Here is a 22,572-nt window from a genome sequence, read left to right on the forward strand (position 1 = left end):
TACGCTACTGAGCAGAAACCTCACCCGTTGGTGCTGCCGGGAGCCGCGTGCGCCCCGGACAGCACTACCCCCTCCTGACGGGAGTCGCGCCGGATGTCCCAAGCCGAGAACGCCAACGAGGGCGCGGCCAGCCACACCACCGCAGGGAAGATCGCCGAGCTGAAGCGGCGGATCGACGAGGCGGTGCACTCCGGCTCCGCGCGAGCGGTGGAGAAGCAGCACGCCAAGGGCAAGCTGACGGCCCGTGAGCGGGTCGCCCTGCTGCTCGACGAGGACTCGTTCGTGGAGTTCGACGAGTTCGCCCGCCACCGCTCCACCAACTTCGGCCAGGAGCGCACCCGTCCCTACGGCGACGGCGTGGTCACCGGCTACGGCACCGTGGACGGTCGTCAGGTCGCGGTGTTCGCCCAGGACTTCACCGTCTTCGGCGGCTCGCTCGGCGAGGTCTTCGGCGAGAAGATCGTCAAGGTGATGGACTTCGCCCTGAAGACCGGCTGTCCGATGATCGGGATCAACGACTCCGGCGGCGCCCGGATCCAGGAGGGCGTGGCCTCGCTCGGCCTCTACGGCGAGATCTTCCGCCGGAACGTCCTCGCCTCCGGCGTCATCCCGCAGATCTCGCTGATCATGGGCCCCTGCGCCGGCGGCGCGGTCTACTCCCCGGCGATCACCGACTTCGTGGTGATGGCCGACCGGACCTCGCACATGTTCATCACCGGCCCCGACGTGATCAAGACCGTCACCGGCGAGGACGTCGGCATGGAGGAGCTGGGCGGCGCCCGCGCCCACAACTCCAAGTCCGGGGTGGCCCACCACCTGGCCTCGGACGAGAAGGAGGCCATCGACTACGTCAAGGCGCTCCTCTCCTACCTGCCCTCCAACAACCTGGAGGAGCCCCCGGCCTACCCGGAGGAGGCCGACCTCACCACCGGCGAGCTGGACCTGGAGCTGGACGTGATCGTCCCGGACTCCGCCAACCAGCCCTACGACATGCACAAGGTCATCGCCCATGTGGTGGACGACGGCGAGTTCCTGGAGACCCAGTCGCTGTTCGCGCCGAACATCCTCACCGGCTTCGGCCGGGTCGAGGGCCACGCGGTCGGCGTCGTCGCCAACCAGCCGATGCAGTTCGCCGGCTGCCTGGACATCAACGCGTCCGAGAAGGCCGCGCGCTTCGTCCGCACCTGCGACGCCTTCAACATCCCGGTGCTGACCTTCGTCGACGTGCCCGGCTTCCTGCCCGGGACCGACCAGGAGTGGGACGGCATCATCCGCCGGGGCGCCAAGCTGATCTTCGCCTACGCCGAGGCCACCGTCCCGCTGATCACCGTGATCACCCGCAAGGCCTACGGCGGCGCCTACGACGTCATGGGCTCCAAGCACCTGGGCGCCGACCTCAACCTGGCCTGGCCGACCGCGCAGATCGCGGTCATGGGCGCCCAGGGCGCGGTCAACATCCTGCACCGGGCCGAGCTGGGCGGGGCCGAGGACCCGGAGACCCGCCGCGCCGAGCTGATCGCCGACTACGAGGACACCCTGCTCAACCCCTACGTCGCCGCCGAGCGCGGCTACGTGGACGCGGTGGTGCTGCCCTCGGAGACCCGCCAGCACATCGTCAAGGGCCTGCGCGCGCTGCGCAACAAGCGCGAGGTGCTGCCCCCGAAGAAGCACGGCAACATCCCGCTGTAGCCCCCGCCGCGGTCAGGGACGGCCGCAGCGGTGCCGGAGCCGAGCCGAGCTGAGGAGACTGAAGAGATGGCACCGATCAAGGTCCTGCACGGCCGGCCCAGCCCCGAGGAGCTGGCCGCCGTCCTGGCGGTGGTCTCCGCCCGGGCGGCCGCCGCCGCTGCCGCCCGGGACGAGGAGGACAGCCGCCCGGCCGTCTGGGCCGACCGCGCCCGCACCCTGGGCGCCCCGCCGCGCCCCGGCGCGCACGCCTGGCGTACGTCCGCCTGGGCGCGCTGAGCAGCGCTCCGACCGAACCTGCGCTGCCACCTGCGGGGGCGTCCGATTTGAGTACGCGTACTCAGGCGCGGCGCGCCCCCGCGGGTGCACGCTGGAAGACATGCTCTGGTCCGACCCGGTTGACGACACCGTGCAGGAGAAGCGCCGCATCCAGGCGCTCCTGCAGCGGCTGGGCGCGGTCGTGGCCGTTTTCGCCGTGGTACTGCTCATCATCGTGATGGCCTGAGCATTGTGACGGCCTGACGCAGTGTGACGGCCTGACCGGCGCCCCCTAACCTGGACGCCATGACCTTGCCACTGGTGCTCGCCTCCGCCTCCCCCGCCCGCCTCGGACTGCTGCGCCAGGCCGGTCTCGACCCCCGGGTGGTCGTCAGCGGCGTGGACGAGGAGGCCCTGGGCGCCCACGGGCCCGCCCCCGCCGAACTAGCCCTGCTGCTGGCCGAGGCGAAGGCCGACGCGGTCGCCGCCACCCTGGACGCCCCCGCCCTGGTGATCGGCTGCGACTCGGTGCTGGAGCTGGACGGCCTGGCCCTGGGCAAGCCCGCCGACGCCGACGAGGCGCTGCGCCGCTGGCAGTCGATGCGCGGGCGCAGCGGGGTGCTGCGGACCGGCCACTGCGTGGTCGACGGCCGGACCGGCAAGCGGGTCTCGGCGACCGCCTCGACCACCGTCCGCTTCGGCACCCCCTCGGACGAGGAGGTCGCCGCGTACGTGGCCTCCGGCGAACCCCTGCACGTGGCCGGAGCGTTCACCCTGGACGGCCGCTCCGCGCCGTTCATCGACGGGATCGACGGCGACCCGGGGAACGTCATCGGGCTGTCGCTCCCGCTGCTGCGCACCCTGCTGGCGGAGCTCGGCGTCCGGATCACCGACCTGTGGGTCTGAAAGGCAGCGCCCCGGAAGGACTGCGGACCTGAAACAACCTGACGCACTGTCGGGCTACCCCGCTACCGTGTAGCGGGGTAGCCCGTTGCGGTAGGTGGGGGTGGGGGCGGTGGACGCCAATGTGCTCAACATCGTTCTGGGTGTGGTCTCCAGCGCGCTGAGCGCCGCGCTGGCCTGGGCGGTGCAGTCGGGCCTGCGCCGGCGCCGGCTGGAACGCAAGCGGGAGTTCTTCGGCATGCCCAGCGGCAGCGAGTGCCTGGTGGTCGCGCCGCGCAAGGCCCAGAGCTCGGTCGAGGAGCGGGTGATAGCCCAGCGTGACGTCTACGCGATGATGGAGCTGGCCTCGCTGATCCGGGACTGCGGCGCCGAGGCCGAGGTCATTCCGGCCGGCGAGGTCCGCCAGGGGGTCGGCGGCCGGGCCGAGTTCTGCATCGGCGGCCCCGCCGCCAACGAGCGCACCGCCGCCCACCTGCGCTGGAAGTTCCCCGGGGTGAGCACAACGGCCGAGTGGGAGGCCGGGCTCAACCAGCTGATCATCGGCGACCGCACCTACACCAGGGAGAAGGGCCTGTCCGAGTACGTGCTGCTGGCCCGGATCACCGGCGGCGAGGGCGAGCGGCCGACCTTCCTGGTCTGCGGGCAGACCGCGACCTCCAACCTGGCCGGGGTGCGGGTGCTGTCCCGGCGGCACCGCGAGCTGATCCGGGCGCACGGTCCCAGCGGCAGCTTCGCCCTGCTGCTGCGGGTGGTGCAGGCGGACGCCTACGGCTCGGACGTGGTGGAGTTCGTCGGCGACGTCACGGCGCAGGCGTCGGCAGCGCCCCAGCCGGCGGCGGCCCCCGGCGGACCTGCGGCGCGGACACCGGGTCAGAACCCTTCGCGGGTGGCATGAGCAGCAGCAGGACCAGCAGCGCCAGGACCACCGTCAGCTCCAGGAAGGGCACCACCCCGGAGAGGGCGAGCAGCACCGCCGCCAGCACCCCGTGCACCACCGCACAGAGTATGAGCAGAATCCTTGTGGGTCGCCCCATCGACCGGTCGCGTACAGCCATGCGTGCGCAGACCCCCGCGACCAGTAGCAGGAGGGCCGCCAGCAGGCCGAGTCCGACCCAGGCCCCGAGGGCCATCGCCCTGGGCGCCAACCCGCCGAAGGACATGTTCTGGCTCGTCACCGCGTCCCCGAGGACCAGCCCGAACAGGGCGAGGACCAGCCCCTCCACCGCGAGCAGCACCGCTGCCGCACCCGCCGTCCACCTCCGCATGAGTAGACCTTACTGATTGGTAATCAGTTGCGGAAGGGGCGGGGCACGAGTGGGGTCCGACCGGTGCGGCGTACCGTGGAACGAACGGAATCACCCTCCGTGTGGGCAAGCTCACCACCCTGACCGACTCGGCAGCAGCCCTCCGGAGTCCATAAACTCATCCTCGGTTCAAGAAGGGAGCCATTGTGCGCAAGGTGCTCATCGCCAACCGCGGAGAGATCGCAGTCCGCGTCGCCCGGGCCTGTCGGGACGCCGGTATTGCCAGCGTCGCCGTGTACGCCGAGCCGGACCGGGACGCGCTGCATGTCCGCGCGGCCGACGAGGCCTTCGCCCTGGGGGGCGACACCCCGGCCACGAGCTACCTCGACTTCGGCAAGGTACTGAAGGCCGCGGCCGACTCCGGCGCGGACTCGGTCCACCCCGGCTACGGATTCCTCTCCGAGAACGCCGAGTTCGCCCAAGCGGTGCTCGACGCCGGACTGGTCTGGATCGGCCCGCCGCCGCAGGCCATCCGCGACCTCGGCGACAAGGTCGCCGCCCGGCACATCGCCCAGCGGGCCGGTGCGCCGCTGGTGGCCGGCACGCCCGACCCGGTCTCCGGACCGGACGAGGTCGTCGCCTTCGCCCGCGAGCACGGCCTGCCGATCGCCATCAAGGCGGCCTTCGGCGGCGGCGGTCGCGGTCTGAAGGTCGCCAGGACGCTGGAGGAGATCCCGGAGCTGTACGAGTCGGCGGTCCGTGAGGCCGTCGCCGCGTTCGGCCGCGGCGAGTGCTTCGTCGAGCGTTACCTGGACCGTCCGCGCCATGTGGAGACCCAGTGCCTGGCCGACTCCCACGGCAACGTGGTGGTCGTCTCCACCCGTGACTGCTCGCTCCAGCGCCGCCACCAGAAGCTGGTGGAGGAGGCCCCCGCGCCCTTCCTCACCGAGGCGCAGAACGCCGAGCTGTACGCGGCCTCCAAGGCGATCCTCCGCGAGGCCGGCTATGTCGGCGCCGGGACCTGCGAGTTCCTGGTCGCCGTCGACGGCACCATCTCCTTCCTGGAGGTGAACACCCGGCTCCAGGTCGAGCACCCGGTCACCGAGGAGGTCACCGGGCTGGACCTGGTCCGCGAGCAGTTCCGGATCGCCGACGGCGAGGAGCTGGGCTACGGCGACCCCGAGGTCCGCGGCCACTCCTTCGAGTTCCGGATCAACGGCGAGGACCCGGGACGCGGCTTCCTGCCCGCCCCCGGCACGGTCACCGTGTTCGCCCCGCCCTCGGGCCCGGGTGTCCGGCTGGACTCCGGCGTCGAGGCCGGCTCGGTCATCGGCCCGGCCTGGGACTCGCTGCTGGCCAAGCTGGTCATCACCGGCGCCACCCGGCAGCAGGCGCTGCAGCGCGCCTCGCGGGCGCTGGCGGAGTTCACCGTGGACGGCATGGCCACCGCGCTCACCTTCCACCGCGCGGTCGTCACCGACCCGGCCTTCGCCCCGGAACTGACCGGCAGCGACGAGCCGTTCACCATCTACACCCGGTGGATCGAGACCGACTTCGACAACACCATCCCGCCGTTCAAGCCCTCGGGCGCGGACGGCGAGGAGCCCGACGGCCGGGAGACCGTGGTGGTCGAGGTCGGCGGCAAGCGGATCGAGGTCTCACTGCCCTCCGGGCTCGGCGCCTCGGCCGCGCGTCCGGCGGCGGCCAAGTCGAAGCGGCGCGCGGTCACCGGCAAGTCGGGTTCGGCGGCCTCCGGCGACACCCTGGCCTCGCCGATGCAGGGCACCATCGTCAAGGTCGCGGTCGAGGAGGGCCAGACCGTCGCCGAGGGCGAGCTGATCGTCGTCCTGGAGGCGATGAAGATGGAGCAGCCGCTCAACGCCCACAAGGCGGGCACCGTGGTCGGCCTCAGCGCCTCCATCGGCGCGACCGTGACCAGCGGCGCGGCGATCTGCGAGATCAAGGACTGACGGTACGACAGCGCCCCGGCCCCGCCCCTACGGCGGCGGACGGGGCGCTTTCGGCTGCCGGGCCGTTCGGCTGCCGGGAAGCGCTCCGGTCGGCCGGGTCACACCGTGCCCGCGCGTCCCCGGAGGGCGGCGGCGATCGGGGCCGCAGCCGGGGCCGGTGATCTCCGCTGGCCGGGGAAGGCCCCCCGGGTGGGCATGCCGACCACCGGCGGTGCCGGTGGCCGCCCGGCGGCGGGACCGCCGGCTCCGCCCGAGGCCACGCAGACCTGCACCCCGCGGTCGGCCAGGGCGTCCAGCTCCCGGGCGGCCTGCTCGGTGCCGGTCGAGAGCTCGTCGGTGACCAGGTAGGTGATGCCCTCGGTGCCGACGGTCTGGAACATGGTGTCGGAGCCGAGCTTGCCGTGGTCGGCCAGGACCACCACCTCGGCGGCGGCGGCCACCAGCGCCCGGTCGACGCTGGCCGAGAGCATGTTGGTGGTGGACAGGCCGCGCTCGGCGGTCAGCCCGCTGCCGGAGACGAAGGCGCGGGTGACCCGCAGCCCCTGGAGGGACTGCTCGGCCCCGCTGCCCACCAGGGCGTAGTTGGACCCCCGGAGCGTGCCCCCGGTCATCACCACCTCCACCCGGTTGGCGTGCGCCAGGACCTGGGCGACGAGCAGCGAGTTGGTGACCACGGTCAGGCCCGGAACCCGGGCCAGGCGTCTGGCGAGCTCCTGGGTGGTGGTGCCGGCGCCGACGACGACGGCATCGCCCTCGGACACCATCGAGGCGGCGAGGTCGGCGATGGCACTCTTCTCGGCGGCGGCGAGATGGGTCTTCTGCGGGTATCCGGGCTCTCGGGAGAATCCGCCGGGGAGCACCGCGCCCCCGTGCCGGCGGTCGAGCAGGCCCTCGGCCTCCAGGGCCCGCACGTCTCGGCGTACGGTCACCTCGGAGGTCTGGACGACTCGGGCGAGCTCACGGAGCGACACGGCTCCGTTGGCGCGCACCATTTCTAGGATCAGCTGGCGACGTTCTGCTGCGAACACGAAACAGACGGTAACGTGCATGACCGTCTGCTTTCCGGCGTTTGCACCTAGTAGCCGAAGTTGTCCGTCATCCAGCGGCGCACTCCGCTACACTGCGCGCCGCACATGCCCGAACGCACTCCCCCCGTGCCGTCCGGGCGCGCCGCCGGCCCGCGCCGGGCCGGTCGGCTCGGCGCCGATCAGCCCTGGGCGCGCTTGCGGATGTGCAGCTGACGGGCGGCCTCGGCGATCGAGCCCGAAACCGACGGGTAGACGGTGAAGGCGTTGGCGACCTGCTCGACCGTCAGATTGAGCTCGACGGCCAGCGAGATCGGGTGGATCAGCTCGCTGGCGCGCGGCGCGACCACCACGCCGCCGACCACGATCCCGGTGCCGGGGCGGCAGAAGAGCTTCACGAAGCCGTCGCGGATGCCCTGCATCTTGGCCCGGGGGTTGCCGCGCAGCGGCAGCTTCACGCAGACGGCGTCCATCTTCCCGCACTCGACGTCGGCGGCGCTGTAACCGACGGTGGCGATCTCCGGGTCGGTGAAGACGTTGGAGGCGACGGTCTTGAGGTTCAGCGGCTGCACCGCGTCGCCGAGCGCGTGGTACATCGCGATCCGCCCCTGCATGGCCGCGACCGAGGCCAGCATGAACACCCCGGTGCAGTCGCCGGCCGCGTAGACGCCGGGCGCGGAGGTCCGGGACACCCGGTCCACCTTCACCTGGCCGCCCTCGCTGAGCGCGACCCCGACCTCCTCCAGGCCCATCCCGGCGGTGTTGGGGATCGAGCCGACCGCCATCAGGCAGTGCGAGCCGGTGATCACCCGGCCGTCGGCCAGGGTGACCTCGACCTTGTCGCCGACCCGCTGGACCGACTCGGCGCGCGAGCGGGACATGACGTTCATCCCGCGCCGCTTGAAGACGTCCTCCAGCACGGTGGCGGCGTCCGGGTCCTCGCCCGGGAGCACCCGGTCGCGGCTGGAGACCAGGGTCACCTTGGAGCCCAGCGCCTGGTAGGCGCCGGCGAACTCGGCGCCGGTGACGCCGGAGCCGACCACGATCAGCTCCTCCGGGAGCTCGTCCAGGTCGTAGAGCTGGGTCCAGTTGAGGATCCGCTCGCCGTCCGGGGCGGCCTCGGGCAGCTCGCGCGGGTGGTTGCCGGTGGCGATCAGCACCGCGTCCGCGCGCAGGGTCTGCGTCCCGCCCTCGGCGAGGTCGACCACCACGGCGCGCGAGCCGTCGACGTCCTGGCCGCCGTCGAGCCGTCCGGAGCCGCGCAGCAGGGTGACTCCGGCGCGGGTGACCGACTGGGTGATGTCGTGCGACTGGGCGACGGCGAGCCGCTTCACCCGTCGGTTGACCTTGCCCAGGTCCACCCCGACCACCCGGGTGGAGGCCGGGTCGGCCGCCACCTTGATCCCCAACTCCTCGTAGGAGGAGTCGAAGCCGGTCATCACCTCGGCGGTGGCGATCAGCGTCTTCGACGGCACGCAGTCCGTCAGCACCGCCGATCCGCCGAGGCCGTCGCGGTCGACGACGGTCACCTCCGCGCCGAGTTGGGCAGCGACCAGCGCCGCCTCGTAGCCGCCGGGTCCGCCACCAATGATCACAATGCGAGTCACGCCGTCCATTGTCCCGCACCGGGCGGGTGTACGACACCACGGGTCCGCGCACCCCGGTGCCACTCCCGTACGCTGTGACCCATGTCGCTCTATGCCGCCTACGCCAGCAACCTCGACGCGCGGCAGATGAGCCGTCGGGCCCCGCATTCGCCGCTGCGCTGCACCGGCTGGCTGGACGGCTGGCGGCTGACCTTCGGCGGGGAGCAGTTCGGCTGGGAGGGCTCGATCGCCACCGTCGTCGAGGACGAGAAGCAGCAGGTCTTCGTCGGCCTCTACGACATCGCCCCCGGGGACGAGGCCGGACTCGACCGCTGGGAGGGCCTGCCGCTGGGGTTCTACCGCAAGGTCAGGGTCAGGGTGCACACCCTGGAGGGCGATCTGACCGCCTGGACCTACGTCCTCAACGACTACGAGGGCGGCCTGCCCTCGGCCCGCTACCTGGGCATCATCGCCGACGCCGCCGAGTCGGCCGGCGCCCCGTACGACTATGTGATGGACCTGCGCAAGCGCCCCTGCTGAGGCCGCCCGCCGGGGATCCGGCGACGGAGCCGGCCCCGGATGCCTCCATCCGGGGCGGATCGGCGCGGGACACCTCTACGCGCGTAGGGCGAACGGGTAGCCTCCTCCCCGTGGACGCACACCTCCGGCCGATAGCCGCCCCGCCCGCCGCCCCGGACCCCGCCGTCGCCGACCCCTACGGCGCCGCCGAGCGGGCCGCCGCCGCCCTGCGCGCGCGGACCGGGGCCGAGCGGCACGACGTGGCCCTGGTGCTGGGCTCGGGCTGGCTCCCGGCCGCCGACGAACTGGGCGTGCCGGAGCACGAGTTCGACGCCACCGAGCTGCCCGGCTTCGCCCCGCCCGGAGTCGCCGGGCACACCGGCCGGGTACGCTCGCTGCGCCTCGGCGCCAACCGGGTGCTGGTCCTCCTCGGCCGCACCCACTACTACGAGGGCCGCGGCGTCGCCGCCGTCGCCCACGGCGTCCGCACCGCCGTCGCGGCCGGCTGCCGGACGGTGGTGCTCACCAACGGCTGCGGCGGCCTCCGCGCCGGGATGACGCCCGGTCAGCCGGTGCTGATCAGCGACCACCTCAACCTCACCGCCGCCTCGCCGATCGTCGGCGCCAACTTCACCGACCTCACCGACCTCTACGCGCCCCGGTTGCGCGCCCTCTGCCAGGAGATCGACCCCGGCCTCGCCGAGGGTGTCTACGCCCAGGTCAGAGGCCCGCACTACGAGACGCCAGCCGAGATCCGGATGCTCCGGACGCTGGGCGCCGACCTGGTCGGGATGTCGACCGCGCTGGAGGCCATCGCCGTCCGCGAGGCCGGGGCCGAGGTGCTCGGCCTCTCGCTGGTGACCAACCTGGCCGCCGGGATGACCGGCCGACCGCTCAGCCACGCCGAGGTGCTGGCCGCCGGGGCCGCCTCGGCGACCCGGATGGGCACGCTGCTCGCCCAGGTCCTGGAAAGGATCTGACGCCCCCTCCCCCACCGATCGGAAGAGGCCATGACCACCGTTCCCGCCACCGACCTGCTCGTCCGGGCCCGCGCCTGGCTCGCCGAGGACCCCGACCCGGACACCCGCGCCGAACTCACCGGCCTGCTCGCCGCCGCCGAGTGCGGCGCCACCGGCAGCAACGAGGGCGCCGGCAGCGAGGAGCAGGCGCGGGCCTGGTCCTCGCTGGCGGAGCGCTTCAGCGGGACGCTCCGCTTCGGCACCGCCGGGCTGCGCGCGGCCATGGGCGCGGGCCCGATGCGGATGAACCGGACCGTGGTCACCCGGGCCGCCGCCGGGCTCGCCGCCCACCTCCGCCGGACCGACCCCGAGGCGCTGGTCGTCATCGGCTACGACGCCCGGCACCGCTCCTACGAGTTCGCGCTGACCACCGCCGCCACCGTGGTCGGCGCCGGACTGCGGGCCGCGCTGCTGCCGGGGCCGCTGCCCACCCCGGTGCTCGCCTTCACCGTCCGCCGGCTCGGCGCGGCGGCCGGGGTGATGGTGACCGCCAGTCACAACCCGGCCCAGGACAACGGCTACAAGGTCTACCTGGCCGACGGGGCGCAGATCGTCCCGCCGCTGGACGCCGCCGTCGCCGCCGAGATCGACGCGCTCGGCCCGCTCGCCTCGATCCCCACCGCGGCCGACGGCTGGGCCATCCTCACCGAGCGGGAGACCGTCGAGCCCTACCTCGCCCGCGCCGTGGCCACCCTCGACCCCGGCAGCCCGCGCGGGCTCACCACGGTCTACACCCCGCTGCACGGCGTCGGCCGGGACCTGCTGCTGGCCGCCTTCGCGCGGGCCGGCTTCCCCGCGCCCGTCGTCGTCCCCGAACAGGGCGAGCCCGACCCGGACTTCCCGACCCTGCGCTTCCCCAACCCGGAGGAGCCGGGCGCGCTGGACCTGGCCTTCCGCACCGCCGCCCGGCACGCCCCGGACCTGGTGCTGGCCCACGACCCCGACGCCGACCGGCTGGCGGTCGCGGTCCCCGACCCCGGCCTGCCCGGCGGCTGGCGCGCCCTGTCCGGGGACGAGGTGGGCGCCCTGCTCGCGGCCCACCTGGTGGCCCGGCGGGCCGAGGGGACCTTCGCCACCACCATCGTCTCCTCCTCGCTGCTGGCCCGGATCGCCGAGGCCGCCGGGCTCGGCTACGCCGAGACGCTGACCGGCTTCAAGTGGATCACCCGGGCTCCGGGACTCCGCTACGGCTACGAGGAGGCGCTGGGCTACTGCGTCGACCCGGAGGCGGTCCGCGACAAGGACGGCCTCACCGCCGCCCTGGCCGTCGCCGAACTGGCCGGCGTGCTGGCGGAGTCCGGCCGGACCCTGGGCGACCTGCTGGACGACCTGGCGCTCACCCACGGCCTGCACGCCACCGAGCAGCGCTCCGCCCGGCTGCACGACCCGCACCGCATGGCCGCCGTCCTGGCCGGGCTGCGCGAGCGCCCGCCGACCGTCCTCGGCGGCCTGCGGGTGGACTCCGCCGAGGACCTGGGGCAGGGCGCCGACGGCCTCCCACCCACCGAGGGGCTGCGCTACCGGCTGAGCGGCGACGGGGTCGCCTCGGCCCGGGTGGTGGTCCGCCCCTCCGGGACGGAACCCAAGCTCAAGTGCTACCTGGAGGTGGTGGTCCCGGTGCCGTCGAGTGACGCGCTCGGCGACGCCCGCACAACGGCGCGCGAACTCCTGGCAGCGATCGCCGCCGACCTCGGCTCCTCCGCCGGGATCTGACGGCACGGCACTCTAGGGTGGCAGCCATGGAGACCACCGACAATCCAGCGATATCCCTGTCCGGCGCGGCCCTCGGCGACCCGGCGGACGCCGCCCGGCTGCTGGACGTCCCCGGTGTCCGGAACCTGCGCGACGCCGGGGGCCACGCCACGGCCGACGGCGGCCGGGTCCGCGACGGCGTGCTGTTCCGCTCCGGTTCGCTCGGCGAGCTTCGGCCCGAGGGCGCGGCCCGGCTCGCCGAGCTCGGCCTGAGCACCGTCGTCGACCTGCGCGGAGGGCCCGAGGTCGCCTGCTGGCCGGACCTCCGGCACGGCCTGGAGTACACCCTGGTCTCCCTGCCGACACTGCCGCCGCTGCCGGACGCCTCCGCCAACCCCGACTCGGCCAACCCCGACTCGGCCGACCCCGGCTCGGCCGTGAACGCCGCCGCCTCCACCGCCGACACCGCCGACACCGCCGACACCGCCGACACCGCCGACACCGCCGACACCGCCGGGAGGATCGCCGCCGCCCGGACGGCCGCCGCCGCCGACGGCGTCCACTTCGACGGCCTCGACTCGATGTACGTCTTCATGGCCGACGTGGCCGGTCCCCCGATCGTCGCCTGCCTCCGCCGGCTGCTGGAGCCCGGGGCGCTGCCCGCGCTGGTCCACTGCGCCGTCGGCAAGGACCGGACCGGGATCACCGTCGCCGTGCTGCTCGACGTCCTCGGGGTCGACCGGCGCACCATCGACGCCGACTACGTGCTCTCCAACACCGGCCTCGGGCTGCTCGGCGAGCCCGTCCACTACCTGGACGAGTTCGGCGTGGACCGGATCTCCCGGCCGGTCCACCCGGTCCTGCTGGAGCTGTTCCTGGACCGGGTGACCGCCCGCCACGGCAGCACCGCCGGGTTCCTCCGGGCGCACGGGCTGACCGGGGCCGAGCTGGAGCAGGTCCGGCGGCTGTTCACCCGCCCGGCCTGAGCCCCCGTCCGGGCCCGGGTCCCCGTCGCCGGACGCCGCGGCCGGTCCCGAGCAGCAGCGCGGCGCCGACGCCGAGCAGGGCCAGCGCGGTCAGCGCGGCCGGGCCGACCCCGGCCGAGCCGGTGTCGGCCAGCTGCGGCCGCCACCGGTCCGCCCGGTCGGCCGACGGCCGCGCCGCCCACTGCGCCGTCCACTCTGCCGTCCACTGCGTCTCCGGCTGCGCCGGACGGACGTGCCGCCGCACCCGGCGGGCCCGCTCCACCCGGAACAGGTAGGGCTCGGAGACGCCCACCGGCAGCGGCACCGACTGGCCGCCCAGCCGGACCGGCACGAAGCCCACGGCCATGGTCAGCCACTGACCATCGGGAGCCGACCGGCCGAAGCGCAGCCGCAGCGGGACGGCGGTGCGGCTCCCGGCCGCCAGGCCGGTCCCGGCGGCCGGCCCGACCTTCCCGGCCAGCACCCCCGCCTCGTCGAGCAGCCCCACCGGGTTCCAGCGCCCGGCCGCCCTCCGCCACTGCAGCTGGACGTCGCCCCGGTGCAGGGTGCGGGAGCGCGCCCCGAAGACCACCACCGCGGCGACCCGTCGGCAGGGCACGGCCAGCCGGTTGCCGACGGTCAGCGAGAAACGCGACCAGCGGCCGCCGGCCGGGTACACCCGGTGCAGCCCCCGCAGCCGCAGTGCCAGCGCCTGCCGCTTCCCCTGGACCAGTTCGAGCCCGCAGCCCGGCGCGGACCGGGCGGGCTGCCGCCGTGCCGCCGTGGAGCCGTCCGCCGCCGCCCTGGGCGCCGCCCTGGCCGTCCCCGGGCCGGGGTCGCCGCCGCGGCCCGGTCGGGCGCACCGACGGCCAGCAGCGGCCCGGCCAGGGCCGCGGCCAGGCCCAGCCCCATCGTCTGCCGCATCCTCTTCTTGGTCACGCTCCGAATCTGACACGCCACCAGCGGTCACGCCCGGCGGGCGCCCCCGCCGCACCCGCCGTCCGGGTGTCCGCCCGGCGTCGGGCAGACTTCCAGGATGAACATCATCATCCGCCCCGCTCTCGACTCGGAGCTCGACGCCGCAGGCCATCTCACCGCCGAGTCATTCATCGCCGACGGGCACACCGCGCGCGACGGCGACTACGCACAGCGACTGCGCGACGGGCGCGACCGCTCGGTGCAGGCCGAACTGCTGGTCGCGGTGGACCCCGCGAGCGGCGCCCTGCTCGGGTCGGTGACCTTCGCCCCGCCCGGCTCGCCCTACGCGGACCTGGCCCAGGAGCAGGAGGGCGAGTTCCGGATGCTGGCCGTCTCCGCCGAGGCCCGCGGCCGGGGCGCGGGCGAGGCGCTGGTCCGCGGCTGCATCGACCGGGCCCGCGAGCTCGGCCTGCCGCGGCTGGTGATGTCCACCCAGAACGCCATGGTCCACGCCCACCGGATATACGACCGGCTGGGCTTCGTCCGCACCCCCGAACGCGACTGGTCCCCGGTCCCCGGAGTGCAACTGATGACCTATTCGCTCGACCTCCGGTAGCACGACCGGGGTCGACGGAGCGGAATTGCCGGTTCCAGTCGTCGGGTGAATCTCCTCACGTCCGACACAACATCTGGTGGTGCTTCTGAGAAGCGCCACCAGATGTATGCTCACTCTCGCTGTCGACGCAGGGGAACCCGGTGCGAATCCGGGACTGCCCCGCAGCGGTGAGCGGCCGGTGCTTCTGCCTGGCCGCAAGTCCGATGACCTGCCGACAGCCGTGAACTTCCGGGCCTCGCGGGTGGGCCGAGGATGTGCTGCGCGCTGCCTTCATGCGTGCCTGCGCGCCTCGATCCCGCCCGTCGCGACCCACCGCCGACCGGCCGCCGACGAGGAGCGAAAAGTGATCGACACAGCCACCGCCACCCTGCCCCAGCAGGCAGGTGGACCCGGTGCCCCCGGAACCGCCGACGGCCCCGGGGCCGCCCTGCTGCGTACCCTCACCGAGCGCTCCGTCGACCTGACCGAGGTCGACCCCGGCCGGGTCGCCGCCGCCGCCCTGCGCGGGCGCAGCGGCTCCGCCGACTACGCAGAGTTGCGAGGGCTGGCCACCGAGGCCGCCGCCGCGCTGATCGCCGAGGACCCGCAGTACTCGCGGCTCGCCGCCCGGCTGCTGGCCGAGGAGATCCGCGAGGAGGCGAGCGGCCAGGGCGCCACCTGCTTCGCCGCCTCGGTCACCGTCGGCCACCGGGAGGGCCTGATCGGCGACGCGACCGCCGAGTTCGTCACCGCCCACGCCGACGCCCTGGACGCGGTGATCGACTTCACCGCCGACGACCGCTTCGAGTACTTCGGCCTGCGCACGGTCTACTCCCGCTACCTGCTGCGCCACCCGATCACCCGTCAGGTGATCGAGACCCCGCAGCACTTCCTGCTCCGCGTGGCCTGCGGCCTGCAGATCGGCGGCGACACCGGGTCCGTGGCCGAGGTGGCGGAGCTCTACCGGCTGATGAGCCGGCTGGAGTACCTGCCCTCCTCGCCGACCCTGTTCAACTCCGGCACCCGGCACCCGCAGATGTCCTCCTGCTACCTGCTGGACTCGCCGCTGGACGAGCTGGACTCGATCTACAGCCGCTACGCCCAGATCGCCCGGCTGAGCAAGCACGCCGGCGGCATCGGCCTCTCCTACAGCCGGATCCGCTCCCGCGGCAGCCTGATCCGGGGGACCAACGGCCAGTCCAACGGCATCGTGCCGTTCCTGCGGACGCTGGACTCCTCGGTCGCGGCGGTCAACCAGGGCGGCCGGCGCAAGGGCGCGGCCTGCGTCTACCTGGAGACCTGGCACGCGGACATCGAGGAGTTCCTGGAGCTCCGCGACAGCACCGGCGAGGAGGCCCGGCGCACCCACAACCTGAACCTGGCGCACTGGGTCCCGGACGAGTTCATGCGCCGGGTCGAGACCGACGGCGACTGGTCGCTGTTCTCCCCCGGCGACGTCCCGGAGCTGGTGGACCTGTGGGGCGCCGAGTTCGACGCCGGCTACGCCAAGGCCGAGGCGGCCGGCCTGGCCGTGCGCAGCATCCCGGCGCGCACCCTGTACGCCCGGATGATGCGCACCCTGGCGCAGACCGGCAACGGCTGGATGACCTTCAAGGACGCCTCCAACCGCGCCGCCAACCAGACCGCGCTGCCCGGCCGCACCGTCCACTCCTCCAACCTCTGCACCGAGATCCTGGAGGTCACGGACGACTCCGAGACCGCCGTCTGCAACCTCGGCTCGGTCAACCTGGCCGCCCACCTGCTGCCGGACGGCGAGGTCGACTGGGAGCGGCTGGACACCACCGTCCGCACCGCGGTGACCTTCCTGGACCGGGTGGTGGACATCAACTTCTACCCGACCCCCGAGGCCGGCGCCTCCAACTCCCGCTGGCGGCCGGTCGGCCTGGGCGTGATGGGCCTCCAGGACGTCTTCTTCCGGCGCCGGCTGGCCTTCGACTCGGCCGAGGCCAAGGCGCTGTCCACCCGGATCTCCGAGCGGATCATGCTGGCCGCCTACGAGACCAGCTGCGACCTGGCCGAGCGGCTCGGTCGGCACGAGGCCTACGCGGAGACCCGCGCCGCCCGCGGCGAGCTCCACATCGACCACTTCGAGACCGCCCCCACCTGGGCCGACCGCTGGGACGCGCTGCGCGCCCGGATCGCGGTGACCGGGCTGCGCAACTCGCTGCTGCTGGCCATCGCCCCGACCGCGACCATCGCCTCGATCGCCGGCGTCTACGAGTGCATCGAGCCGCAGGTCTCCAACCTGTTCAAGCGGGAGACCCTCAGCGGCGAGTTCCTGCAGGTCAACCCGTACCTGGTGGCGGACCTCAAGGCGCGCGGGCTGTGGACCGCCGCCGCCCGCGAGTCGCTGCGCGAGGCCAACGGCTCGGCGCTGGAGATCCCGGGCCTGCCGGAGGAGCTGGCCTCGCTCTACCGCACCGCCTGGGAGCTGCCGCAGCGCGCGCTGATCGACCTGGCCGCCGCCCGGATGCCCTACCTGGACCAGAGCCAGTCGCTGAACCTGTTCCTGGCCTCGCCCACCATCGGCAAGCTCAGCTCGATGTACGCGTACGCCTGGAAGGTCGGTCTGAAGACCACGTACTACCTGCGGTCGCGTCCGGCCACCCGGATCGCCCGCGCCGCCGCGGCGGCCCCGGTCGCCGCCGCCGCACCCCTTCCGATCGCCGAGGACGAGGCTGTCATCGCCTGCTCCCTGGAGAACCCCGAGTCCTGCGAGGCCTGCCAGTAATGACCACCCCCTCCGTCCCCGCCGAAGAGAAGCGCCTGCTCGACCCGGGTTTCGAACTGACCCTCCGTCCGATGCGCTACCCGGACTTCTACGAGCACTACCGCAACGCCATCAAGAACACCTGGACCGTGGAGGAGGTCGACCTCGCCTCCGACGTGGCCGACCTCGCCAAGCTGACGGCCGAGGAGCGCCACCTGCTGGGCCGACTGGTCGCGTTCTTCGCGACCGGCGACTCGATCGTCTCCAACAACCTGGTGCTGACCCTCTACAAGCACATCAACTCCCCGGAGGCGCGGCTCTACCTGTCCCGCCAGCTGTTCGAGGAGGCCGTCCACGTCCAGTTCTACCTGACCCTGCTGGACACCTACCTGCCCGACCCGGAGGACCGCAACGCGGCCTTCGCGGCGGTGGAGAACATCCCCTCCATCCGCGAGAAGGCGCAGTTCTGCTTCCGCTGGATCAACGAGGTCGAGAAGCTCGACTCGCTGCAGACCAAGGCCGACCGCCGCCGCTTCCTGCTCAACCTGATCTGCTTCGCGGCCTGCATCGAGGGCCTGTTCTTCTACGGCGCCTTCGCCTACGTCTACTGGTTCCGCTCGCGCGGCCTGCTGCACGGCCTGGCGACCGGCACCAACTGGGTCTTCCGGGACGAGTCCATGCACATGGACTTCGCCTTCCAGGTGGTCGACACCGTCCGCGAGGAGGAGCCCGACCTCTGGGACGACGAGCTGGCGGCGCAGGTCACCGGGATGCTGGAGGAGGCCGTCGAGGCCGAGCTGCAGTTCGCCCGCGACCTCTGCGGCGACGGCCTGCCCGGCATGAACACCGACTCCATGCGGCAGTACCTGGAGTGCGTCGCCGACCAGCGGCTCGCCCGCCTCGGCCTGCCGATCCGCTACGGCTCGGAGAACCCCTTCGGCTTCATGGAGCTGCAGGGCGTCCAGGAGCTGACCAACTTCTTCGAGCGCCGGGTCTCCGCCTACCAGGTCGCCGTCGAGGGCACGGTCTCCTTCGACGACGACTTCTAGCGCCGGCGCGGTACCCCGCAGCGACCCGTCCGGCCCCGCGGCCGGGCGGGTCGCTGCCGTCCGCAGCGCGAAACCCCCTTGCGCCGGAAGCGGTTCGCCTGTGCAGGATGCCGAGCATGCCGACCATTTCGCTGCCCCGCCAACACACCCGCACCCGCCGGTTCACCCTCGGCCGGCCGACGCACCTCACTCTCGCTCCGGACGGCGACACCCTGTTCTTCCTGCGCAGCCGGTCCGGCGACGACCCGGCCGGCTGCCTGTGGGCGCAGGACCTCACCGCTCCGGAGGGCACCCCGCCCGAGCAGCGCGAGCGGCTGCTCGCCGACCCCGCCGCGCTGGTGGCCGACGCGTCCGAGGAGCTGTCGGAGGAGGAGCTGACCCGGCGCGAGCGGGCCCGCACCCAGGGCACCGGAATCGTCGACTACGCCACCGACGCCGCCGCCCGGCTCGCCGTCTTCGCCCTCTCCGGCGGGCTGTGGACGGTCGACACCGCCACCGGCCGGGCCCGGCTGCTGCCGACCGGCGGCGCGGTGGTCGACCCGCGCCCCGACCCGACCGGCCGCCGGATCGCCTACGCCGCCGACGGCGCCCTCCGGGTCATCGACGCGGACGGCGGCAACGACCGCGCCGTCGCCTCCCCCGACGGGCCCGACGTCGTCCTCGGCCTCGCCGAGCACGTGGCCGCCGAGTCGATGGGCCGTCACCGCGGCTACTGGTGGTCACCCGACGGCGAGCGGCTGCTGGTCGCCCGGGTGGACCAGAGCGCCGTGCAGACCTGGTACATCTCGGACCCGTCCGAGCCGGCCAAGCCGCCGCGCACCGTCCGCTACCCGGCCGCGGGCACGGCCAATGCCGAGGTCACCCTGTGGATCGCCGAGCTGGACGGCGAGTTGGACGGCGAGCTGACCGCCGTCCAGTGGGACCGGGCCGCGTTCGAGTACCTGACCGAGGCCGGCTGGGACGCCCACGGCCCCTTCGCCGCCGTCCAGAGCCGGGACCAGCGCACGGTCCTGGTCCTCGGCATCGACCCGGCGGACGGCCGGACCTCACTGCTGGCCGAGCAGCACGACGACTGCTGGGTGCAGCTCGTGGCCGGACTGCCCGCGCGCACCGGCTCCGGCGCCCTGCTCACCCACGCCGACCTGGACGGCGTCCGCCGGCTCGCGGTGGACGGCAGCCCGGTCGGCCCGGCCGGGGTCAACCTGCGCGAGCTGCTGGCGGCGGACGGCGAGGAACTGCTCTTCCTCGGCTCCCCCACCGACGACCCGACCGTGATCCAGCTCTGGCGGCACCGGCCCGACCGGGGCGCGGAGTGCCTCACCCCCGAGCCCGGCGTGCACACCGGCACCGCCCGCGCCGGGACGCTGGTGCTCACCAGCCGCTTCCCCGACCGGCCGGACTCCGACACCCGGGTCCTCCGGGGACCGGACGCCACCCCGGTGACCGTCCGCTCGCTGGCGCAGACCCCGCAGCTGGCCCTGCGTCAGGTGCGGCTCGCCACCGGCCCCCGACGGCTGCGCAGCCAGCTCTTCCTGCCCTCCTGGCACCGGCCGGGCCAGGGCCGGCTGCCGGTGCTGCTGGACCCCTACTCGGGTCCGGCGGTGCAGAAGGTCACCGCCGACCAGTCCGCCCACTCGTTCCTCTCCCAGTGGTTCGCCGAGCAGGGCTTCGCCGTCCTGGTCACCGACGGGCGGGGCACCCCCGGACGCGGCCCGGCCTGGGAGCGCGAGATCTACGGCGACCCCTACACCCTGGTGCTGGAGGACCAGGTCGCGGCGCTGCACTCGGCCGCCCGCCGGCACCAGGAGCTCGACCTGACCCGGGTCGGCATCCGCGGCTGGTCCTACAGCGGCAGCCTGGCCGCGCTCGCGGTGCTGCGCCGCCCTGACGTCTTCCACACCGCCGTCGCCGGGGCCGCCGTCGCCGACCAGCGGCTCTACGACACCCACTGGCGCGAGCGCTTCCTCGGCCACCCGGAGGAGCACCCGGACCGCTACGACCAGGCCTCGCTGCTGCGCGAGGCCCCCAACCTCACCCGTCCGCTGCTGCTGATCCACGGCCTCGCGGACGACAACGTCTTTCCGGCCAACACCCTCCGGCTCTCCGCCGCGCTGCTGGCGGCCGGCCGCCAGCACGAGGTGCTCCCGCTGACCGGCGTCACCCACATGTCCACCGACGAGTCGGTCATGGAGAACCTGCTGCTCCACCAGCTCGCCTTCCTTCGCCGCACCCTGGGCCTCAAGCCGGCCGAGGACCGGTCGGCCCGAGGGTGATGGCGTAGGCCCCGGGCGGCGGGGCGGACCCGGCGCCGTTCAGCGTCGGCCGCAGCCGGCCGGCGTCGTCGACGGTGAAGAGCAGGTCCTGGCCGGGGCCCAGCGGCGACCGGCCGGGGCCGACCCCGATCGCCGCGCCGGCCCGGTGGCGACCGGCCAGCGCCGCCCCGGTCAGCCCCGGGGCGAACAGCACCTCGGCGCGCAGGTAGGGCGCCACCACACCGCGCCCCTCCTCCCGCTCGGCGAGCCGGTAGACCTCCGGGCCGCCCTCGCTCCGCAGCAGCGTCGCGGCCAGCGCGTTGAAGTCGTCCTCGCCGGTCAGCAGCAGCACCGAGGTGACGCCTTCGAGCTCCGCGCCCTCGCCGGTCGCGGTGGCCAGCAGCTCGCCCGGCGCCAGCGCCAGTCCGGCCGCGACGATCCGCTCCCGCTGCTCCGGCTCGCCGGCCCACATCAGCACGTCCAGCCCGGCCCGGCCGAGGGCGCGGCCCAGGTCGACCACCCACGGGTCGCCGCCCACCAGCAGCGGCCGGGAGCGGGTGGCGCCGGTGACGCCGAGCCGGCGGGCGACCGGGACCACGCTGAGGCCGTAGACCAGCACGGTGCCGACGATCACCACGAAGGTCGCCGGCAGGATCCGCTCCGCTCCGCCGATGCCCTTCTCGGCCAGGCTCGCCGAGAAGGTGGAGGCAGTGGAGGCGGCCACGATGCCGCGCGGCGCCATCCAGCCCAGGAAGCCGCGCTCGCCCCGGCCCAGTCCGCCGCCGACCGTGGACAGCCAGGCCACCAGCGGCCGGACGGCCAGCACCAGCAGCGCCGTCAGCAGCAGCGCCGGGAGGACCACGTGGTGCAGCGAGGCCGGGGTGACGGTCGCCGAGATCGCGATGAACAGCACCCCGATGACCAGCGAGACCAGCGTCTCGAAGAAGGGTCGGCGGACCACCGGGTCGAGGCCGGGCAGGGTGGCCATGGCGACGCCCATGATGATGGCCGAGATCAGCCCCGCGTCGTCCCGGACCAGGTCGCACCCGGCCGCCACGCCCACCGTCAGGGCCAGCTGGGTGGTGGTGCCCAGCAGTTCGCCGAGCCGGAGCCGGGTGAGCAGCAGCCAGAGCACCGCCGCCCCGAGCACGCCGCCGAGGACCCCGGCCCCGGCGCTGGCGAGGATGTGCAGCACGGCGTCGCCCGGACCCACCCGGCGGCCGGACTCCAGCGCCGTGAATACCAGCGCGCCGAGCACGCCACCGACCGCGTCGATCAGCGAACCCTCCCAGAGCAGGATCCGGCGCAGCCCCGCGCCGGGCCGGACGAAGTTCAGCAGTGGTCCGACCACGGTCGGCCCGGAGACGATCAGGATCACTCCGAGCATCACCGCGGCCTTGGCCGAGATGTGCAGCAGCGGGGCCGCCACCAGCGCCGCGACCGGCCAGGTAACCAGGGTGCCGATCCAGATCAGCCGGGCCACGGTGCGCCGGGCGGCACCGGTCAGCCGCCGCAGGTCGAGTTCGAGACCGGCGTCGTAGAGGATGACCGCGACCGCCAGCGACACCAGCGGCGGGAAGGCCGGGCCCAGCAGCTTGTCCGGGTGGACGCCGTCGGTGAGCGCTCCGGCGGTGAAGCCGACCGGGAGCAGCAGGATGATGGCCGGCAGCCGCAGCCGCGCCGCCAGCAGCTGCGACCCCACCGCGAGCACGGCGATCAGCCCGGCACCCGCGAGGATCTGATCGGACGTCATCCGCCCGCCCGGGCGGGAGAGGTGCTTCGCATGGATCCAGCTTGGCCGCCCCGGACGGTCGGCCGCCGCGGGGCGCGCCGTCAGACCAGGGTCTTCCAGTAGACCAGAACTGAATTCGCAAGGATCTGGCCTGCTTGTTTGCCCCTCGCCATGGCGCTGACCTGGTGAAACTCACTTCATGAGCTTTCACTGGTCCGCGCCGTTTCTCGCTCTCATGTGCCCTCGTTGTGCCCTCGGCTGCAACCGTCCGTCGAGCCAGACCCCCGGCGGCTAGCCGATCTCGTCAGCGGTGTGGCAGCCCGTGCGGAGGCCGGGCGGCGGTTCTTCCGCAGCTGATCTCAGGCTCAGGGATCGGCTTGGCTCGGGCTGTTCCCGGCACCAGCTTGACACGTGTAATTTGCCTGTAC

At 73.7% G+C, this 22,572-nt stretch carries 19 protein-coding genes and 1 riboswitch; of the genes, 14 read left to right on the plus strand and 5 right to left on the minus strand.

Translation table 11 applies throughout. From position 1 onward, the window contains the following. The first annotated feature begins 93 nt into the window (after positions 1 to 93). From BS75_RS14885 to BS75_RS14900, 5 genes are all read left to right on the plus strand, one after another. Positions 94 to 1,689 (plus strand): acyl-CoA carboxylase subunit beta, encoded by a 1,596-nt coding sequence (locus tag BS75_RS14885; protein WP_034088570.1) that lies wholly within the window; start codon positions 94 to 96, stop codon positions 1,687 to 1,689. Between the two features lie 66 nt (positions 1,690 to 1,755). Beyond that, complete coding sequence (locus tag BS75_RS14890; RefSeq protein ID WP_034088571.1) at positions 1,756 to 1,965, plus strand: acyl-CoA carboxylase epsilon subunit; 210 nt, start codon at positions 1,756 to 1,758, stop codon at positions 1,963 to 1,965. Between the two features lie 100 nt (positions 1,966 to 2,065). Next, entirely contained in the window at positions 2,066 to 2,191 is a 126-nt protein-coding gene (gene mmpB, locus BS75_RS51465) for a morphogenic membrane protein MmpB (RefSeq protein ID WP_267970512.1), read from the plus strand. Positions 2,192 to 2,250: 59 nt separating this feature from the next. Further along, on the plus strand, positions 2,251 to 2,850 hold the full coding sequence (locus tag BS75_RS14895; RefSeq protein ID WP_034088572.1) for a nucleoside triphosphate pyrophosphatase: 600 nt from the start codon (positions 2,251 to 2,253) through the stop codon (positions 2,848 to 2,850). A gap of 109 nt (positions 2,851 to 2,959) precedes the next feature. After that, positions 2,960 to 3,742 (plus strand): hypothetical protein, encoded by a 783-nt coding sequence (locus tag BS75_RS14900; protein ID WP_042439115.1) that lies wholly within the window; start codon positions 2,960 to 2,962, stop codon positions 3,740 to 3,742. Here the strand turns inward: BS75_RS14900 and BS75_RS48150 are convergent. Then, positions 3,648 to 4,112 (minus strand): hypothetical protein, encoded by a 465-nt coding sequence (locus tag BS75_RS48150; protein ID WP_152646033.1) that lies wholly within the window; start codon positions 4,110 to 4,112, stop codon positions 3,648 to 3,650. The genes BS75_RS14900 and BS75_RS48150 overlap by 95 nt on opposite strands. 185 nt (positions 4,113 to 4,297) lie before the next feature. Between BS75_RS48150 and BS75_RS14910 the strand changes: the two genes are divergently transcribed. Beyond that, positions 4,298 to 6,061: an acetyl/propionyl/methylcrotonyl-CoA carboxylase subunit alpha gene (locus BS75_RS14910; RefSeq protein WP_034088574.1), complete on the plus strand. Its 1,764-nt coding sequence runs from the start codon at positions 4,298 to 4,300 to the stop codon at positions 6,059 to 6,061. 98 nt (positions 6,062 to 6,159) lie between these two features. Here the strand turns inward: BS75_RS14910 and BS75_RS14915 are convergent, their stop codons facing one another. Together BS75_RS14915 and BS75_RS14920 are read right to left on the minus strand one after the other, a co-directional pair. Next, a complete protein-coding gene (locus tag BS75_RS14915) occupies positions 6,160 to 7,110 on the minus strand; it encodes a DeoR/GlpR family DNA-binding transcription regulator (RefSeq protein WP_081982331.1) in 951 nt (316 codons plus the stop codon). 158 nt (positions 7,111 to 7,268) lie between these two features. Then, positions 7,269 to 8,702 (minus strand): NAD(P)H-quinone dehydrogenase, encoded by a 1,434-nt coding sequence (locus BS75_RS14920; RefSeq protein ID WP_034088576.1) that lies wholly within the window; start codon positions 8,700 to 8,702, stop codon positions 7,269 to 7,271. Positions 8,703 to 8,774: 72 nt separating this feature from the next. Between BS75_RS14920 and BS75_RS14925 the strand changes: the two genes are divergently transcribed. From BS75_RS14925 to BS75_RS14940, 4 genes are all read left to right on the plus strand, one after another. Further along, on the plus strand, positions 8,775 to 9,212 hold the full coding sequence (locus BS75_RS14925; protein WP_034088577.1) for a gamma-glutamylcyclotransferase: 438 nt from the start codon (positions 8,775 to 8,777) through the stop codon (positions 9,210 to 9,212). Positions 9,213 to 9,322: 110 nt separating this feature from the next. Then, positions 9,323 to 10,171, plus strand: a complete 849-nt coding sequence (locus BS75_RS14930) for a purine-nucleoside phosphorylase (RefSeq protein ID WP_231607778.1) — start codon at positions 9,323 to 9,325, stop codon at positions 10,169 to 10,171. Positions 10,172 to 10,201: 30 nt separating this feature from the next. Then, positions 10,202 to 11,923 (plus strand): phospho-sugar mutase, encoded by a 1,722-nt coding sequence (locus BS75_RS14935; protein ID WP_034088578.1) that lies wholly within the window; start codon positions 10,202 to 10,204, stop codon positions 11,921 to 11,923. Between the two features lie 26 nt (positions 11,924 to 11,949). After that, a complete protein-coding gene (locus BS75_RS14940) occupies positions 11,950 to 12,888 on the plus strand; it encodes a tyrosine-protein phosphatase (RefSeq protein ID WP_034088579.1) in 939 nt (312 codons plus the stop codon). On the opposite strand, the gene BS75_RS14945 is transcribed toward BS75_RS14940, so the two are convergent. Continuing rightward, the gene (locus tag BS75_RS14945; protein ID WP_034088580.1) at positions 12,872 to 13,546 is read right to left on the minus strand and encodes a hypothetical protein; all 675 of its coding nucleotides are present in this window, start codon (positions 13,544 to 13,546) and stop codon (positions 12,872 to 12,874) included. The two genes, BS75_RS14940 and BS75_RS14945, sit on opposite strands and share 17 nt — an antisense overlap. Positions 13,547 to 13,903: 357 nt before the next feature. Here BS75_RS14945 and BS75_RS14950 point away from each other — a divergent pair, with 357 nt between their 5' ends. The 4 genes from BS75_RS14950 to BS75_RS14965 all read left to right on the plus strand — a co-directional run bounded on the left by BS75_RS14950 (position 13,904) and on the right by BS75_RS14965 (position 20,433). Beyond that, entirely contained in the window at positions 13,904 to 14,401 is a 498-nt protein-coding gene (locus BS75_RS14950; protein WP_034088581.1) for a GNAT family N-acetyltransferase, read from the plus strand. 60 nt (positions 14,402 to 14,461) lie between these two features. After that, positions 14,462 to 14,631: riboswitch (cobalamin riboswitch) on the plus strand. A gap of 137 nt (positions 14,632 to 14,768) precedes the next feature. Further along, complete coding sequence (locus tag BS75_RS14955) at positions 14,769 to 17,132, plus strand: ribonucleoside-diphosphate reductase subunit alpha (protein ID WP_034093078.1); 2,364 nt, start codon at positions 14,769 to 14,771, stop codon at positions 17,130 to 17,132. Then, positions 17,132 to 18,160: a ribonucleotide-diphosphate reductase subunit beta gene (locus BS75_RS14960; RefSeq protein ID WP_034088582.1), complete on the plus strand. Its 1,029-nt coding sequence runs from the start codon at positions 17,132 to 17,134 to the stop codon at positions 18,158 to 18,160. Before BS75_RS14955 ends, BS75_RS14960 begins: the two co-directional genes overlap by 1 nt. Before the next feature lie 116 nt (positions 18,161 to 18,276). Then, positions 18,277 to 20,433, plus strand: a complete 2,157-nt coding sequence (locus BS75_RS14965; protein ID WP_034088583.1) for a S9 family peptidase — start codon at positions 18,277 to 18,279, stop codon at positions 20,431 to 20,433. Here the strand turns inward: BS75_RS14965 and BS75_RS14970 are convergent. Continuing rightward, positions 20,399 to 22,165 (minus strand): cation:proton antiporter, encoded by a 1,767-nt coding sequence (locus tag BS75_RS14970; RefSeq protein WP_034088584.1) that lies wholly within the window; start codon positions 22,163 to 22,165, stop codon positions 20,399 to 20,401. The two genes, BS75_RS14965 and BS75_RS14970, sit on opposite strands and share 35 nt — an antisense overlap. Positions 22,166 to 22,572 lie beyond the last annotated feature (407 nt).

Origin of the sequence: Streptacidiphilus albus JL83 (genome assembly GCF_000744705.1) — a bacterium.
Taxonomy (GTDB): domain Bacteria; phylum Actinomycetota; class Actinomycetes; order Streptomycetales; family Streptomycetaceae; genus Streptacidiphilus; species Streptacidiphilus albus.